General features: G+C 59.2%; 19 protein-coding genes and 1 pseudogene. 13 read left to right on the forward strand and 7 right to left on the reverse strand.

Features of this window, described 5'->3' with window-relative positions; translation table 11 throughout:
• Positions 1-52 precede the first annotated feature (52 nt).
• The 4 genes and pseudogenes from K426_RS24365 to K426_RS24375 all read right to left on the reverse strand — a co-directional run bounded on the left by K426_RS24365 (position 53) and on the right by K426_RS24375 (position 3243).
• On the reverse strand, positions 53-2071 hold the full coding sequence (locus K426_RS24365) for a ParB/RepB/Spo0J family partition protein (RefSeq protein WP_066563202.1): 2019 nt from the start codon (positions 2069-2071) through the stop codon (positions 53-55).
• A gap of 32 nt (positions 2072-2103) precedes the next feature.
• Entirely contained in the window at positions 2104-2433 is a 330-nt protein-coding gene (locus K426_RS32670; protein ID WP_237230108.1) for a toprim domain-containing protein, read from the reverse strand.
• A 57-nt stretch (positions 2434-2490) separates the two neighbouring features.
• A pseudogene (locus tag K426_RS33160) lies at positions 2491-3000 on the reverse strand (DUF7146 domain-containing protein); the annotation flags it as partial.
• Between the two features lie 6 nt (positions 3001-3006).
• Entirely contained in the window at positions 3007-3243 is a 237-nt protein-coding gene (locus K426_RS24375) for a sigma-70 family RNA polymerase sigma factor (protein ID WP_145907674.1), read from the reverse strand.
• Positions 3244-3758: 515 nt separating this feature from the next.
• Here K426_RS24375 and K426_RS24380 point away from each other — a divergent pair.
• From K426_RS24380 to K426_RS24400, 5 genes are all read left to right on the forward strand, one after another.
• Complete coding sequence (locus K426_RS24380; RefSeq protein WP_145907677.1) at positions 3759-4358, forward strand: sigma-70 family RNA polymerase sigma factor; 600 nt, start codon at positions 3759-3761, stop codon at positions 4356-4358.
• 64 nt (positions 4359-4422) lie between these two features.
• On the forward strand, positions 4423-4767 hold the full coding sequence (locus K426_RS24385) for a hypothetical protein (RefSeq protein WP_066563214.1): 345 nt from the start codon (positions 4423-4425) through the stop codon (positions 4765-4767).
• A gap of 177 nt (positions 4768-4944) precedes the next feature.
• Positions 4945-5265, forward strand: a complete 321-nt coding sequence (locus tag K426_RS24390) for a hypothetical protein (protein WP_237230110.1) — start codon at positions 4945-4947, stop codon at positions 5263-5265.
• Positions 5208-5837 (forward strand): JAB domain-containing protein, encoded by a 630-nt coding sequence (locus tag K426_RS24395; protein ID WP_082749149.1) that lies wholly within the window; start codon positions 5208-5210, stop codon positions 5835-5837. Before K426_RS24390 ends, K426_RS24395 begins: the two co-directional genes overlap by 58 nt.
• Positions 5838-5947: 110 nt before the next feature.
• Positions 5948-6319 (forward strand): MarR family transcriptional regulator, encoded by a 372-nt coding sequence (locus K426_RS24400; protein ID WP_145907680.1) that lies wholly within the window; start codon positions 5948-5950, stop codon positions 6317-6319.
• 114 nt (positions 6320-6433) lie between these two features.
• On the opposite strand, the gene K426_RS24405 is transcribed toward K426_RS24400, so the two are convergent.
• The gene (locus tag K426_RS24405; RefSeq protein WP_066563223.1) at positions 6434-7015 is read right to left on the reverse strand and encodes a hypothetical protein; all 582 of its coding nucleotides are present in this window, start codon (positions 7013-7015) and stop codon (positions 6434-6436) included.
• A 135-nt stretch (positions 7016-7150) separates the two neighbouring features.
• Between K426_RS24405 and K426_RS32235 the strand changes: the two genes are divergently transcribed.
• From K426_RS32235 to K426_RS24425, 6 genes are all read left to right on the forward strand, one after another.
• Complete coding sequence (locus tag K426_RS32235) at positions 7151-7315, forward strand: DUF6771 family protein (RefSeq protein ID WP_169575789.1); 165 nt, start codon at positions 7151-7153, stop codon at positions 7313-7315.
• Positions 7316-7529: 214 nt separating this feature from the next.
• Complete coding sequence (locus K426_RS24410) at positions 7530-8348, forward strand: type IV toxin-antitoxin system AbiEi family antitoxin (protein ID WP_082749152.1); 819 nt, start codon at positions 7530-7532, stop codon at positions 8346-8348.
• The gene (locus K426_RS24415; RefSeq protein ID WP_066563225.1) at positions 8335-9255 is read left to right on the forward strand and encodes a nucleotidyl transferase AbiEii/AbiGii toxin family protein; all 921 of its coding nucleotides are present in this window, start codon (positions 8335-8337) and stop codon (positions 9253-9255) included. Before K426_RS24410 ends, K426_RS24415 begins: the two co-directional genes overlap by 14 nt.
• Positions 9256-9357: 102 nt before the next feature.
• The gene (locus K426_RS24420) at positions 9358-9891 is read left to right on the forward strand and encodes a UPF0158 family protein (protein ID WP_140404537.1); all 534 of its coding nucleotides are present in this window, start codon (positions 9358-9360) and stop codon (positions 9889-9891) included.
• Between the two features lie 10 nt (positions 9892-9901).
• Complete coding sequence (locus K426_RS33165) at positions 9902-10036, forward strand: DUF7685 domain-containing protein (protein ID WP_443018231.1); 135 nt, start codon at positions 9902-9904, stop codon at positions 10034-10036.
• The gene (locus tag K426_RS24425; protein WP_066563235.1) at positions 9994-10476 is read left to right on the forward strand and encodes a DUF7713 domain-containing protein; all 483 of its coding nucleotides are present in this window, start codon (positions 9994-9996) and stop codon (positions 10474-10476) included. Before K426_RS33165 ends, K426_RS24425 begins: the two co-directional genes overlap by 43 nt.
• A gap of 62 nt (positions 10477-10538) precedes the next feature.
• Here the strand turns inward: K426_RS24425 and K426_RS24430 are convergent, their stop codons facing one another.
• Positions 10539-11030, reverse strand: coding sequence for a GNAT family N-acetyltransferase (locus K426_RS24430; RefSeq protein WP_066563237.1), 492 nt, complete (start codon positions 11028-11030; stop codon positions 10539-10541).
• Positions 11027-11320 carry a type II toxin-antitoxin system TacA family antitoxin gene (locus K426_RS24435; protein ID WP_066563239.1) on the reverse strand — a complete coding sequence of 98 codons (294 nt, stop codon included), beginning with the start codon at positions 11318-11320 and terminating at the stop codon, positions 11027-11029. Before K426_RS24435 ends, K426_RS24430 begins: the two co-directional genes overlap by 4 nt.
• A gap of 613 nt (positions 11321-11933) precedes the next feature.
• Between K426_RS24435 and K426_RS24440 the strand changes: the two genes are divergently transcribed.
• Positions 11934-12500, forward strand: coding sequence for an RNA polymerase sigma factor (locus K426_RS24440; protein ID WP_082749196.1), 567 nt, complete (start codon positions 11934-11936; stop codon positions 12498-12500).
• 244 nt (positions 12501-12744) lie between these two features.
• A complete protein-coding gene (locus K426_RS24445) occupies positions 12745-13464 on the forward strand; it encodes a FecR family protein (protein ID WP_158511780.1) in 720 nt (239 codons plus the stop codon).
• Positions 13465-13544 lie beyond the last annotated feature (80 nt).

Here is a 13544-nt window from a genome sequence, read left to right on the forward strand (position 1 = left end):
AAAAGGGGCCGCAGCGCAAGGCGACAGCCCCAAGGATGATCAATGCAGGCTGTCAGGCTGCCTGGGCGATGTCGTCGTTCTCAGCCGGGGGCAGCACTTGCGCATCCGCGGCAATATCTTCACCGCTTGCGCCCGGTTCGATGTCGTCTTCATCCGGCTCAACCGGCGGGCTGAAGCGCATTGCGTCGGGCAGCCAGGCCAACGCCTTTTCCTTGAGGTCAGCCTCGATGATCAGCGCGCCGGAGAAAAGCTTTTCGGCCGACAAGGCGAGATCATGCTTTTTCGAGGCGCTGTAACGGCTGCTGAGTTCAATCCCGCCAATCCCCTCGAACTCCGACAGGATCGACGCCTTGCTGATCCGGTCGAAATAGTTGTTCGCGGTGGGCCGCCACCATGAAGCGACGTCGATTTCCAGTTTCTGACCCAGGTGATCGATAAAGTGACTCCCGGATTGACCAGCAGGAACGGCCTGCATCGTACGGGCAATCAACCAGCCGAACCAGGCGGCTCGGGCTTCCTCAGCAAGCGCGCAAAAGGCGTCATAGCGTTCCCGCTCATCGGTAGGTTCGGTCCAGCTGCGATCAAGGCTGGCGTCGCACTTCATCCACTCCTCGGCTGCCGATGTCCCACTCTTATAGTCGGTGAGCCGGGAAAAAGGCGCATTGGCACGCAACTCGGTGGCAAGATCACTGGTCCGATATTTCCGGGTCGCAGCGTCAGCCATATAGAAGGTGGCGAGATCGAGCGCGAAGCGGGGATCGCTGGCGACATGGATACGGAGCAGCTCGGCCTTCATCTCAGCCAGTTCCTCGGCCAGACGCTGGCTGATGCGAGGCTTGGCCGAAACCTCTTCATCCGATGCGGCCTCTTCCTCCGCATCCTCGCCGGATGGCTCTTCCTCCTCATCGACAGGCTCGGCCGACGGGGCGATGTAGAGCTGCTCATGGATGCGCGGCTGCCCGTCCTGCCCGATCACAACATAGGCCAGAGCGGAGGCCTTCTGTTCTTCGGTCAGAATCGGCGCGCGTTGCTGGATCGCCTCATATTCCGCATTCAGCCGATCATAACGTGCCTCGGCCTCTTCCTCGCTTTCGTCGGTGTCGGCGGGATTTTCGAAGCCTTCAAGTTCCGTTTCGATGTCGGCCAGACGCTGTTCCTGCTCCTGCGTCAGCGGCGGTTGCTCACCATCGACAGGCTTCAGACCCCAGGTGGCGCTATAAGCGATATGGGTGGTCGGCACGACGCGGATTTCTCCAAAGCCTTCCCGTTCCTGGATCGCCTCGGCGGCCTGCGCCAACTTGTCACTCGCAATTTGGCTGAGCAGATCGCCATCGATCCACATCTCGGTGGCGTTGTCGGTGAAGAGATCGCTGTCGATCCGGCCACCAGCGGCGAGATAGGCCTCGCGTCCGACGAGTAGGGCTTTGGGATCGCTGCCCCGATAGCTGCCCTGTGCCAGCTGACGCCGAATCTCGCTCACATTGGCGCGGTAATAGCCCTGGCCCAGCTCTTCGAAGACGTTCGCTTGGCGCGCGGGATCGGGGCTACTGCCATAAGCCATGGCCACCTCGATGCTGATTTCACCATCGCGCAGTGCGTCAAACACGCAGGGCGCCAGATCAGCGAGGCGAAGCCGGCCAAGCACGAAACGCTCGGTCAACCCGAACCGTTTGGCGATCTCGGCCGGCGTCTTGCCCTCGGTCTGGACGATATCCTGAAAGGCCTGGCAGGTGTCCGCAGGCGACATGCTTAACTTGAAGAAATTCTCTTCAAGGCTGGTCGCGATCGCATCCTTGGCTTCGCGAAGGACGAGGACGGGAACCTGATAATCCGCCGCGAAGATGCCCTTTTCGATCAGGCGATGGACTGCGTCGAGGCGTCGGCCGCCCGCAGCGATGCGGTAATGGCCCTTCTTGCGGGAGACGGGCAGGCCGATGAGATTCTGCCTTATGCCCTTGGCAGCGATATTGGCTTCGAGCTGAGCATCGGCGACGGGGTCGCTGGCCTTGCGGACGTTAGACGGCGATTTGGTAAGGTTCGCTGCGGGAACGAGTATAGGAAGCTGGTTCATGGAATAGTTCTCCTGGCGAGGGAACCTGACCATCAGGCCCCCTCTCGCCACCAGTACCTCCCCCACTTCCCTTCCATCTTGTGGACATCGTTCCAGTCGTTCATGCCCATGGGCGGCCAGATCGTCTGTACCATTCGGCCAGGGTCTTGATAGGCGATAAGGGCTTTGGCCGCGCTCAATTGCCCGGCCCGATCATTGTCGGGAAGCAGGATGAGGCGCGTCACCCGAGAGGGCAGCGCGATATTATGGAGACGTTCGCTGCCCAGCGTTGCCCAGACGGGGATGTCGAGCAGGGCCATGGCCGAGATTGCAGTCTCGATGCCCTCTGCCAAGCCGAGCGTATCCGTCGCTGGAGCCAACATGACCGCCCCCTGTCGCGGTCCTCCTAGCATCTGCCGCGGATTGATCAGATCAGGTGCGAGACAGCCAGAATGCGGGTCGAGGAAAGTCCGGTGGACGGCAACGAAGCGGCTGCGGTCGTGCAGGGCTGTGATGATAGCCGGCCTGAATGTGCATGATTGTTCCCTGCCGAGGGGTGTTCGGGGATGGAACCGCAGGGAGCAGGGAGCCGCCTGGATTGCGCGGCTGCGGAGATAATTTTCCCCGATCGTTCCAGCGAGGGGCATGCTGGACTGCCAGAGATCATGCGCGCGCTGCAGATTCCAGGATGAGGGCCGCGACCGGGTCGGCGAAGGGATGGCTATCGATTGTAGGGTGCCGCGATCAATAGCCCGGACGATCCGCAGCACGTCTCTCGTGTCGCAGCCAGCGAAACATTTGAACAGAAGCGCTCTCTCGCCGACCCGCACGGATAGGCTGGGCGTATGGTCATCATGTGCGGGGCAGCGGCACATTCCACCTTGTGGTGTCCATATTCCACCCAGCTTCTCGACGATCCTGCGCCCTTGCGCGTCCAGCAGCGAAACCATCACAGGTCAGCCGGGAAAATCCATGCCCTCATGCGCAGACGACTGCGCAACGGTGCGGATCGCACGCCGCAGGTGCATGCGTATTTTCCAGCGAGGGATCGCAAATCGCTCGGTGATTGCATCGACTCCCATGCCATGATGCACCCGAAGAGCGAGTATCGCCGCAGTCAGCGGAGGCATGGCATCAACCGCCGACTTCAGCACTGGGTCCAAAGGCCGTTCTAATCCGGTTTCTTCCTTCACCCTCCGACACATTGGGTCGCTCCTAACGAATGGAAGGTCTTCGGGATCGTGGGCGCAGACTCGGTCACAGGGATCCGTCAGCACCGATCGCGGCCCATTTTGATCATGCCGATTGTGACTTGCGGCGGTTGCAAGATAGACCCTGATCGCCCGCGCTACCGCAGCGTCGCTACCAGAGCCGCGACGCCAGGGACGGACCGACATCAGACCACGCAATGCCTGAAAACCCAGCCACCATCTCATGGGAATCTCCGAGTTGAAGGAACGAGTGCAACCCAATGGCCGCATCACTCCCCCTCCCCCTTTCCTTCCCATGGCTGGGCGGTATCCAGATTCCTAGATCATGTCGGCCATCGGCCTCGCGTATCCCACACCATGGCGGAAGAATTTGGCAGGCCCGTTCTGCGCCCATTCTCCGTTGCTTTTGTGTTTCAGTTTCATGACACTGCAGCCATGCGACACCGACCGCGCATGGATGTCCGGGGCGAATTCGAGACGGTCAGGATGTGGAGGTAGTGACGAACATGCCGCTCGACCCTGACGCGATCGACTGGGAGCCTCATCGAGAGCAACTCGAACGCTTTAACAACCTTGAGCGCGAAGTGCTTAAAAGGTCCGGGCATGGATTTAGCGCGAAGCAAATCGCCAAGCAGGTCGGCACTAGCCAAAACATGGTCACCAAGGCGATCTTCACAGGACGCACGCGCCTGGGCGGCCAATATTCAAAAGCTGAAGCGGGACGCATTGTGATTGCCTGGGAAGCTGCCATGGAGGCGGCCAAGAAAGCGGCCGAAGAAGGGGTACATTCTTTATACCCCCAAAAATTATACCTTCCGCAGCGCGATGATTTCGGACCAGATGAACCCGCTGATGTCCAAGCGGATGCACAGATTCCACATGCAGAGCCACCGGCGTTGGAACAGGATGCTTTGTCCAGCTTCCTCCGCCGTCTGGCCCGTCGGAACATTTTGATGCTCCGCACAAGCGGGAGGCAAGATAATGACCTGAAGCTATTATTGACCCTGGCCGTCATTGCGGCCGTTGCCGTCCTCGCTCTTGTCATGGCAGGGTCGGCCGCTTCGCTGCTTACAGCGCTCAATAGCGCATATACTTAAGGCAGCCTTTTCCACATCGTCAAATGCAACGACCCGCTCCGTCCGGACGCGGGAAGGAGAAATCATGCGCTCACAACGTCAAACCATCGCCAAATCCGTGGCCGGAAAACTCTTTGCCGCCGAAGAGGCCATCGACATCGCGGCAGCCAGGATTGCAGAGCTCAACGCCGCCCTGCCGATTGCCAGGCTGGATGCCCGCTTTGCAGCAGCCATCGGCCAGAATGCGCTCGTCAGTTCGGCATCGGCTGTCATGCTGATCGCCCAGACGCGGCAGGAGATCATCACGACCCACGCCAATCTCAAACAGACCAACGACGATGTCGGGCTAGCAGAGGTGGGCTATGGCGACCTGTTCAAGGCCGAGCACAAGCAGCAGCCCCCAGAGGGTCGCCATCTGCGGGCGGCATGATCCCAGCGGGCGGCAGCGGTTGACGGGTGGAAGCAGTTATGTGCTTTTCATACTGTTATGACACGACAATCTGGATTTCTACTGCTGCTGATCCTGAGCTGCCTCTATGCAATGATAAGGGGCGGCCGACCCGAAAGGATCGGGGCGGCCACCCTCTTCGGCGGCGCCTGCCTATCCGTGATCGTCGTTGATCCGTTTGGCGGGCGGTTTCGTCACATTGAGCCGGGTCTGCTTTTGACGGACTTTGCAATGCTGGGCATTTTTCTATGGCTTTCAGTCCGAAGCACGAGATTCTGGCCGCTCGGAATCGCGGGATTGCTGCTGGCGGAAGTGATTGTTCATGCCGTGCGGGGAGCGATGCCGAACATCGTTCCCAAGGCCTATATCGATGCGGTCGGCTTCTGGAGCTGGTTCGCGCAATTATTTTTGGTGGTGGGGACATGGCGGCACGGAAAACGCATGAGACAGCGGAATGTCGACAAACCCTGGAAGAGCTGATCAGGCTTACCTGCCCGGGTCGCGCGAATGAACTGTCCAATCGGCTGGTGGATCGCTTCGGTTCGCTGGGCGACGCAGTAGCAGCGCGCACGGCAGACAGAACCGCAATCCTGGATGGCGTGCCCGAGGTGGAACGGACCATTCAATGCCTGCGAAAGGCCATGAACCAAATCCTGCACGGTCGAATCCAACAAAGGCGCGTCATGTCGAATGAGAGGGCGCTGCTCGATTATCTCCGCATGGCCATGGCGTTCGAACCGATCGAACAGTTTCGGGTCATATTTCTGAACGCAGCCAATGAGTTGCTGGCGGATGAGATACTGGGAATTGGAACCGTGTCCCGAGTCCATCTCTATCCGCGAGAGGTGATGAAGCGCTGCCTCGAAATTGGCGCCACGGCCATCATCCTGGTGCACAATCACCCAGCCGGAACCGCTGAGCCGTCACGGGCCGACCGGAATTTAACGCAACAGATGATGGCCGCGGCGCAACCGCTCGCCGTCACGGTTCATGACCATCTGGTGATCTGCCGAGATGGATATGTGAGCTTTCGTAAAGCTGGTCTGATGTAGGTTCCGGCGCCCTGGCTGGGTATCGCCCCAGCCCCACGCGGCACCATCAGCACGCACCAACAATTCGTCATGAAATGGGAATTCAGCTTCCACGGGAAGGGAGTGCGCAAATGACGCAGATGATGCCAATAAACCGCAGAACGGCGATGTGCCGCAGGCTTATCGATATGCGGAATGCCGTTGGCGACGCGCTCGGCTATGAATTTTGTCCCAGCCCGATCTGGGACATGCTCCTCGATCTGTATCTCGCGCGGCACGAAAATCGAGGCGTCTATCTTTGGTCCCTGTATATGGTCGCGCATGTTTCGCCGTCGACGGCGCAGCGCAGGGTTGTGGAAATGGAGCGGCAGGGCCTGCTCATGCGGGAGTTGTCCGACCGCGATCGCCGCTGCATCGGCGTCGAGATGACGGAAGGTGGCGTTGATAAGATGAACAGCCTGCTCGACCGGCTGATCGGCATCTGTCACACCTCGCCCTTATGACATGGCGGAGCGGCCCGGTCCGGTCAGCCCGTCCGACCAAAAGCGCCATGAACGCGGTGAAGGATTTTTGTTGGCCGCAATAGTGAGTTGCGGCATGCACGTTTTCGCCATGGCTCAGTCGTCGAGCGTGCGGGCGAAACGAACCACGCGGTCGATTTCCTCGGGCTTGCCTCTGATCAGGTCGATCCGGCGCCTGCCGTCGAATGCCGGTTCTCCCCCAACCAGAAACTGGAGGATCGCCCATCCACTTGATCGGGGCGCTGCAGCAAGAAGCTGTGGGATGGCGGGCCGAACGCTGTTGCCGTCGAATTGAAAGCTCGAGAACAGCTTCACACCCCCGTCGTCCAGCATGAGCAGGCGGCGCTCGCGCGCAGCCTTGTAAACCGCCTGGACGGTCTTGTGGCCGAGCAGCTTGCGGACCGACTCCGCGCTGAGGGCCTGTCCAGCCGCCTCCATCATCTGCCGCTTGAAAGTGATTGTCCGGCCGAGTTCCTCGACAATGTCCGGGTTATCGACCTGGGTGGCGGGAATGCCTCGCGCCAGGTTGAGGATGAATTCGGGCAGATCGACGCTTTCGATGGCGATCTTCTTGGCGGCGACCGGCATAACCTTCAGCAAACGTTCGGCGCTCGCCATGATGCGCGCGCGAAGCGCTTCATTCAGGTCGATAGAATTGCCGGTTGTCGGCCATACCATAGGATCACCTCGTTTAATGGAGATGATATTGCATGGAAAGGGGACGAATTCAACGAACGGCCAGAGACAGTCAACTCGGGATTACATCAGGATCGGCTCTTGCCCCTCCCGGTTTCCCGAAGCATAGCGGTGGCGATGAACGAAGAGCTGGCAAAAATTGTGCTGACAGTGCTGCAGCGGGCGCCCGAATGGATTCGGCACGATCTTGGCGCAAAGGACAACAGCCTGCGCGCGCGAGCCGAAGAGGTTTTGGCAGCGATGGTGGAAGCCGCGGTCCGGGAGCACGACTTAGCCTCGTAATCCACCGAGTTGCTCACCATGGAGTAGCAATTCTCCAACCGCTTCACATGGTCGGGTATCATCGACGCTCGTTGCGGCCGCCCCGGGATGACAGGCACATGGGAGCGGGTGTGTAATCGCAGTTTGATATATCCATATTTTGCTAAGTTAAACTTTCTAAAATGAATGATTTTCAAACTAGACTTCGGTTTAAAAATATTCCAAAATACCAAGTATGGCTTATTCTTCCGAAAGAAAGCTAAACCGTCTACAGCAGCTTCCCGAAAGCGTGCTGGTTGATGCCGCGTGGCTTGAACGCCATGGCTATTCGTCATCGCTGCGTAGCCAATACGTCAAACGGGGCTGGCTGCATCAACCCGCGCCGCGCGTTTATCGCCGAGCTTCCGGCCAGCCCACCTGGCAACAGGTCGTCACATCCCTCCAATCGTTCATGGATTACCCTCTGACTGTGGGCGGCCGCACCGCGCTCGAGGAGCAGGGCTATGCCCACTATCTGGGTGAACGGCGCGAAGTGCATCTCTATGGTCCGCGAAAGGCTCCGGGCTGGCTTGAGGCACTGCCGCTCGACATCCTGTTTCGCTGGCATAACAGCCGCCGCCTTTTCCCGGATAGTCCCGAACTGGCGCCGGCTTCGGCGCCCCCTGAAAACACGGATTCGCTGCTGCCCGGCGGCTTCATGGCAACCGCTGGCACAATGCAATGGCCGCTGCGCCTGTCCTCGCGGGAGCGCGCCATACTCGAATTGCTCGACGAGTTACCCACCCACGAAAGCTTCCATCAGGTCGATATGCTGATGGAGGGGCTCACCAACCTTAGCCCTCGCCACCTGCAGCCGCTTCTCGAAAGCTGCCGGAGCGTCAAGGTAAAGCGCCTGTTCTTTTTCTTTGCCGACCGTCACCGCCATGCATGGCTGGATGGCCTCGACAAGAAGGCCGTCGATTTGGGTTCCGGCAAACGCTTGCTGGTCAAGGGCGGCAAGCTTGATCCGACCTATCTCATCACCGTTCCGGGAGACCTTGATGGCCTATCTTGACCAATATCGCGATCAGGTCGCCCTGCTCGTGCGCGCGATCCCGTTCGTTGCGACTGAAAATGATTTTGCGCTCAAGGGCGGCACGGCGATCAACCTGTTCGTAAAAGACTTGCCTCGCCTCTCAGTGGATATCGACCTTGCATATCTGCCGATAGCCGACCGGGCCACGTCGCTCGCGGAGATCGACACGGCCATGGCACGTATCGCCGATCGCATCGAAAAGGGCATCCGGGGCGCTCACGTGACACCGAGCCGACTGCGCGCAGAAAATGTGATCACCAAACTGGTCGTCCGGCTGGACAACGCACAGATCAAGATCGAGGTGACACCCGTCCTGCGCGGTACGGTCTATGACCCCACCGAAACCTCCGTCACCTCTCCCGTCGAGGATGCCTTCGGCTTTGCGCGCATGCAAGTCGTCTCCCTCGCCGATCTCTATGCAGGAAAACTCGTCGCGGCGCTGGACCGCCAACACCCCCGCGACCTGTTCGATGTCCGCGAACTACTCGCGGGCAGCGGCGTCGACGATGCGCTACGCCGCGCATTCATCGTCTACACCATCAGCCATGATCGCCCCCTGTCGGAGATCCTCGCCCCTACACGGAAACCGCTCGAAGAGGAATTCGCGCGCGGCTTCGATGGTATGACGCGCGAACCGATAGCCCTCGACGCCCTCATCGAGGCGCGCGAGGCGATGATCGGCACGATGATCGCGGCCATGCCAGATGCGCACCGGCATTTCCTGATCGGCTTCAAACAGGGGGAACCGGATTGGTCGTTACTGGACGTGCCCAACGCATCGACTCTGCCCGCAGTGAAGTGGAAAATGCACAATCTCGGCAAACTCTCCCCCGAACGGCGCCACGCCCTCGTAGAGAGGCTACGAAGCGTGCTGTTTCCCGAGTGAATGCCGTCCACGGCATGTCGAAGAACGGAGGAATTGGCGCCGGACGCAGTTCCATACAGCGCGCCCTTCAATCTTGTTTGAGCTCGTTTCGTTCGCCACGATGTGCCAACATTTCCCGAAGATAAAATGTTCTCGGTCTTTGATTGGCGAGTCGTGCACATGACACCGGAAAATCGTCAGACAGTGCCTATTCTGCTGAGCGATCTCATCGACGCGCTCGAATTTGTCAGCACTTCCCAATATGACGAACATCACGCCTATATTTGCAGGCAATCGGGCCGCATCCTTTTTCTGGCCGACAGCGTCGACATGGACGATGCGGCGGAGTTGCCTGACGATCCGGAGGCCGCAGGCTATATCCTGGTGCCCCATCGACGCGACCTCGACCTTGGGAAAAAGCTGGCGCTCGCATTCGCCGCCGAGGAACTGCCAGAAGCACAGATGGACGTACGGGACATTTTCAGCCGGAAAGGCGCCTACAGGCGTTTCAAAAATCTGCTCGAGGCGAAGGCCGTGCTTGAAAGATGGTATGCCTATGAAGAACGCGCGGTCGAAGCGGCCATGTGCCGATGGTGCGACGATGTTGGCTTGACCTGGACCCGCGATACCCATCCAGATGAGACAGGCAGGAGTTGAGCGGAGAATGATGCCGCGCATATCATGCGACGAATGCCATAGCGGCGTTCCAGACTTCGAAATAACGCATTTCGGGAGCCTCGAGGCCGGTTACCGGGATCTTTGCAGCCGCTGCACGAGGAGGTCGCCCGCCGGAACGGGCTGACCTTCACCCATATCGCCTTCCTGCCAATGGAATTGCTCGATGCGAACGGGGCCGGGCATCGGTTCCATTTTGTGCTGCGGCTCCTTGGCATGATGCTGTCGCTTGAGGCTGTCGAAGTCAAAGGCGGAAGACGGGAAGGCTACGAATTCCAGGTGCATGGCGCCGCAGACGCCGATCCGCTTGATCTCATGACGCGCCTGCTCGAACGGATGCGGCATGATCTTGCCACGACCTACCTGGTCGAAGGCGATCTGGGTTTGTCCATTTCGGGAACGACCGTCCGAGGCCAACTCACTTGCGACCCAGAATCCGCCGATTATATGCCGGTGCTGATCATCGATGGGCGGGAGGTGAGTTGGGAGCAATTTGGTCGCATGCTCATGACCTTTGAGGGATGGCGAATCCATCTCGAAATCCAGGACCCCAGCGAGGAAGTCTGAGAGTATCGGTCTTCAATGATCCAATTCCATGAACCGCAAATATCGTGCATGGTTGGGAACGATCAGGCAGCCGCTTTCAAATCGGAAAGCGGGATCATGAGCGTCATCTCGTTGGTGGGTGATTGCAGGAAACCGCACGCCAAGTAAAATTGCTTCGCGTCATCACTGATTGCATGGACGATCATGCCACGGACGCCGACAAGGTCAGCGGCGGCAATCACCCGGCGGCCGGCGTCGCGGATGAGAGCCCTTCCAAAACCTTTGCCGTGTATGGACTGGTCGATCGCCAAACGAGCCAGAGTTATAACCGGAATGGGATCTGGCATATTTCGGCGGAAGCGGCCTACGGCCTCCGCACAGGCGATCGAACTGGAGGCCAGCGAATAATAGGCGATGACGCGCGCGTCATCGCACAGGACGAAAGTTCTGCTGGCTCCGCTTTCATGATTGGCACGCGCGCGGCGCCTTAGCCAATCGTCAAGCGAAGCCGTGCCGGAGGTGAATTCGTCAAGCAGATGACCGTCATCGAGCGGCACCGGAGCGATGAGCGTCACTGGGACTCCCAGGGCGCGGGCGTCTGCATGGTTTTGCGAAGCTGCTCATTCGCTTGCGCGGGGCGGTCGAGCATGGCCAAAAACTCGCCATAGGCTTCGGACGATACAGAAATGACACGTTGGTCGAGGATGGCATCCTCGGCAGCCTTCCTGGACGCAGCAATCATGAAGTCGGAGCGCGTGCGGCCAAGCATGTTTGCCGCCCGATCGATCAGGGACTGCGTGTCCTTTCGAACACGCAGATTGACGGCCTGAAGTGGCGTTTCCGAGGAGGCGGTGGTACGTGGCATGCCCTTGATCCTTTAAACCTCTCCCTACCATGAAAGATACACGGTGTGTATCTATTATTTTGGAATGCGGGATCGCAGACGAATTTCCGGATCGGGAATGGTAAATTTCGGCATTTAACGGCGATGAACGGCGCGTTGCCGAGCGGCCGGACTGATCCCGTTTGGAATGACATCACTCATACTCACGGTACTGGCGAAAAACAGGCTTAGCGGCGCTGCGCTAGCCACCGTGAGCAGAAATGGTGTATTATACACCACCCGACAAATTCGAGCTTGCTTCAAGGCGTTAATCGCGCAAACTAGGCCCGCTTCCGGGAAAAGAACGGAAGTGGGGCGTGGAAACCCTTCTGGATTGCTCGGTCACAGATTTCTGGGGCCGGGTGGCATGCGCGCATGTCCAACCGGCAACGGTAAAGGCGCATGCGCCTGTTCCAGACAGGTTTCCAACATCCGGCTTAGGCCGTCGCCCCGAGTGGACATAGGTGCGACGAATGAGCCAGGGCCAATCACGACCGGCGCGGGACCGGTCTAATCCGGGAATATTTCCCTTTCACGACGACCGCTGCGGGAAGCCATTCCTGCGATGCGGTGCGCATATGATGAGAATGCCGTCATGAGCGTCTCTCCCCAACGACGCGCGTCCCTCGACGATGACGACGCAAATAGCGCAGCCCCTCCCACCCATGATTTTGCAGACGTGTACCGGCGGGAAAAGCCCCGTCTCCTTCGCTATTTCCTGCAAAAGCTGGGAAATCGCTCGGATGCTGACGATATGGCGCAGGAAGTAATGACTAGGTTCCTGGGCGCCACGCCTCCGGTCGCGGTGGTAACCCCGCGGGCCTATATCACCCGCATCGCCACGAACATGCTGCGGGATCGCGCCGAACGGGGATCGACGCGCCTGTCGCAGCTGTCGGTATCCCTCGACGAAGGATTGCACAAATCCAACGACATCGACCCGCATCGTGAAGTCGAGGCGCGGCAGGAGATCCAGCGCTGGCGAGCGATCTTGCGGCAACTGCCGCCGCGCACCCTGGAAATTTTCCTTCTCAATCGTGTCGAAGGCTATAGCTATCGGGAGATAGCGACTGATCTGAGGCTCCCCTTGTGGAGGGTGCAAAAGCATATGTTGAAGGCCATCCGGCATATCGCCGCCAATATGGGAGGCGATCATGAATAAACTCTCATGGTGGGATCGCCGTGCCGCTTCGCGATGGCTTATGAAAATGCAATGCGACCCTGACAGGCATCGCGCGGGTCTCCGCCGGTGGATGGCAGCCAAGGATGGCCGTCAACATTTCTATGAAAAATTGTCGGCCAGCGTCGGCGTCGCAGCCGGCGCCGCGGCCGTTGCGCCCATGCATGTCGAGAAGGGCGTCGCGCAAATGCCAGGATGGCGGCCTGCGCTTGCCGCGGCAACCGTCATGACCCTGATCACCGCCGCCCTGGTCATGATGTTCTTCTACGCCCCATTCGCGCGCACGGATGCTCTGGGCGGCGGCAAGCTCGCAACGAGGATCGGCGAAGTACGCGAAGTCCGGCTGGAGGATGGATCGACGCTCATCCTCGACACCGGAACGAGCATCAATGTCGATCTCTCGGCGGAGCAACGTGTTGTAAGCCTGGAACGCGGGCGGGCAAGGTTCAGGATCGCGCATGATGCCGCGCGACCGTTCATCGTGCGCTTCGGCCAGAATGAAATCCTGTCCCCCGGCACGATATTCGATGTGACCTATGGCCATCGTATCGCCATTCATCTCCTTGAAGGAAGCGCCGACGTGAAGGTGCATGGATGGCGTTCCAGTGCTCGCTCCGAGCGACTCTTTCGTCTCCATCCCGGGGAGCAATTAGCCTTCCTTGATGGACAAGCCATGTCGCCTTCTGTCATGTCCGCAAAACCTACCGACGAGCAATGGGTCAGCGGCGTGAAAGATCTAGATGATGTTCCGATCAGCGAGGTAATCGCCGAAGCCAACAGTTACAGCACGACGCAGATCGTGCTCGCTGATCCAGGGCTTGGCAGCCGGGAGATATTCGGCTCGGTTCACATCCGCGACATTGACGCCGTGGCGGAGGCAATTGCCGCATTCCTGGAGGCGAGGATCGATCGTTCCCATCCAGGAAAATTGATCATCACCAAATAAATTTTAGCCAAGCCAGCTTCAACTTTTCCTTCCCCCGTCTTTTCCCGTTTGCCCTGTCCAAGAAGGGCGCAGCGAAAATG

The sequence above is a fragment of the Sphingobium sp. TKS genome (assembly GCF_001563265.1).
Classification (GTDB): Bacteria; Pseudomonadota; Alphaproteobacteria; order Sphingomonadales; family Sphingomonadaceae; genus Sphingobium.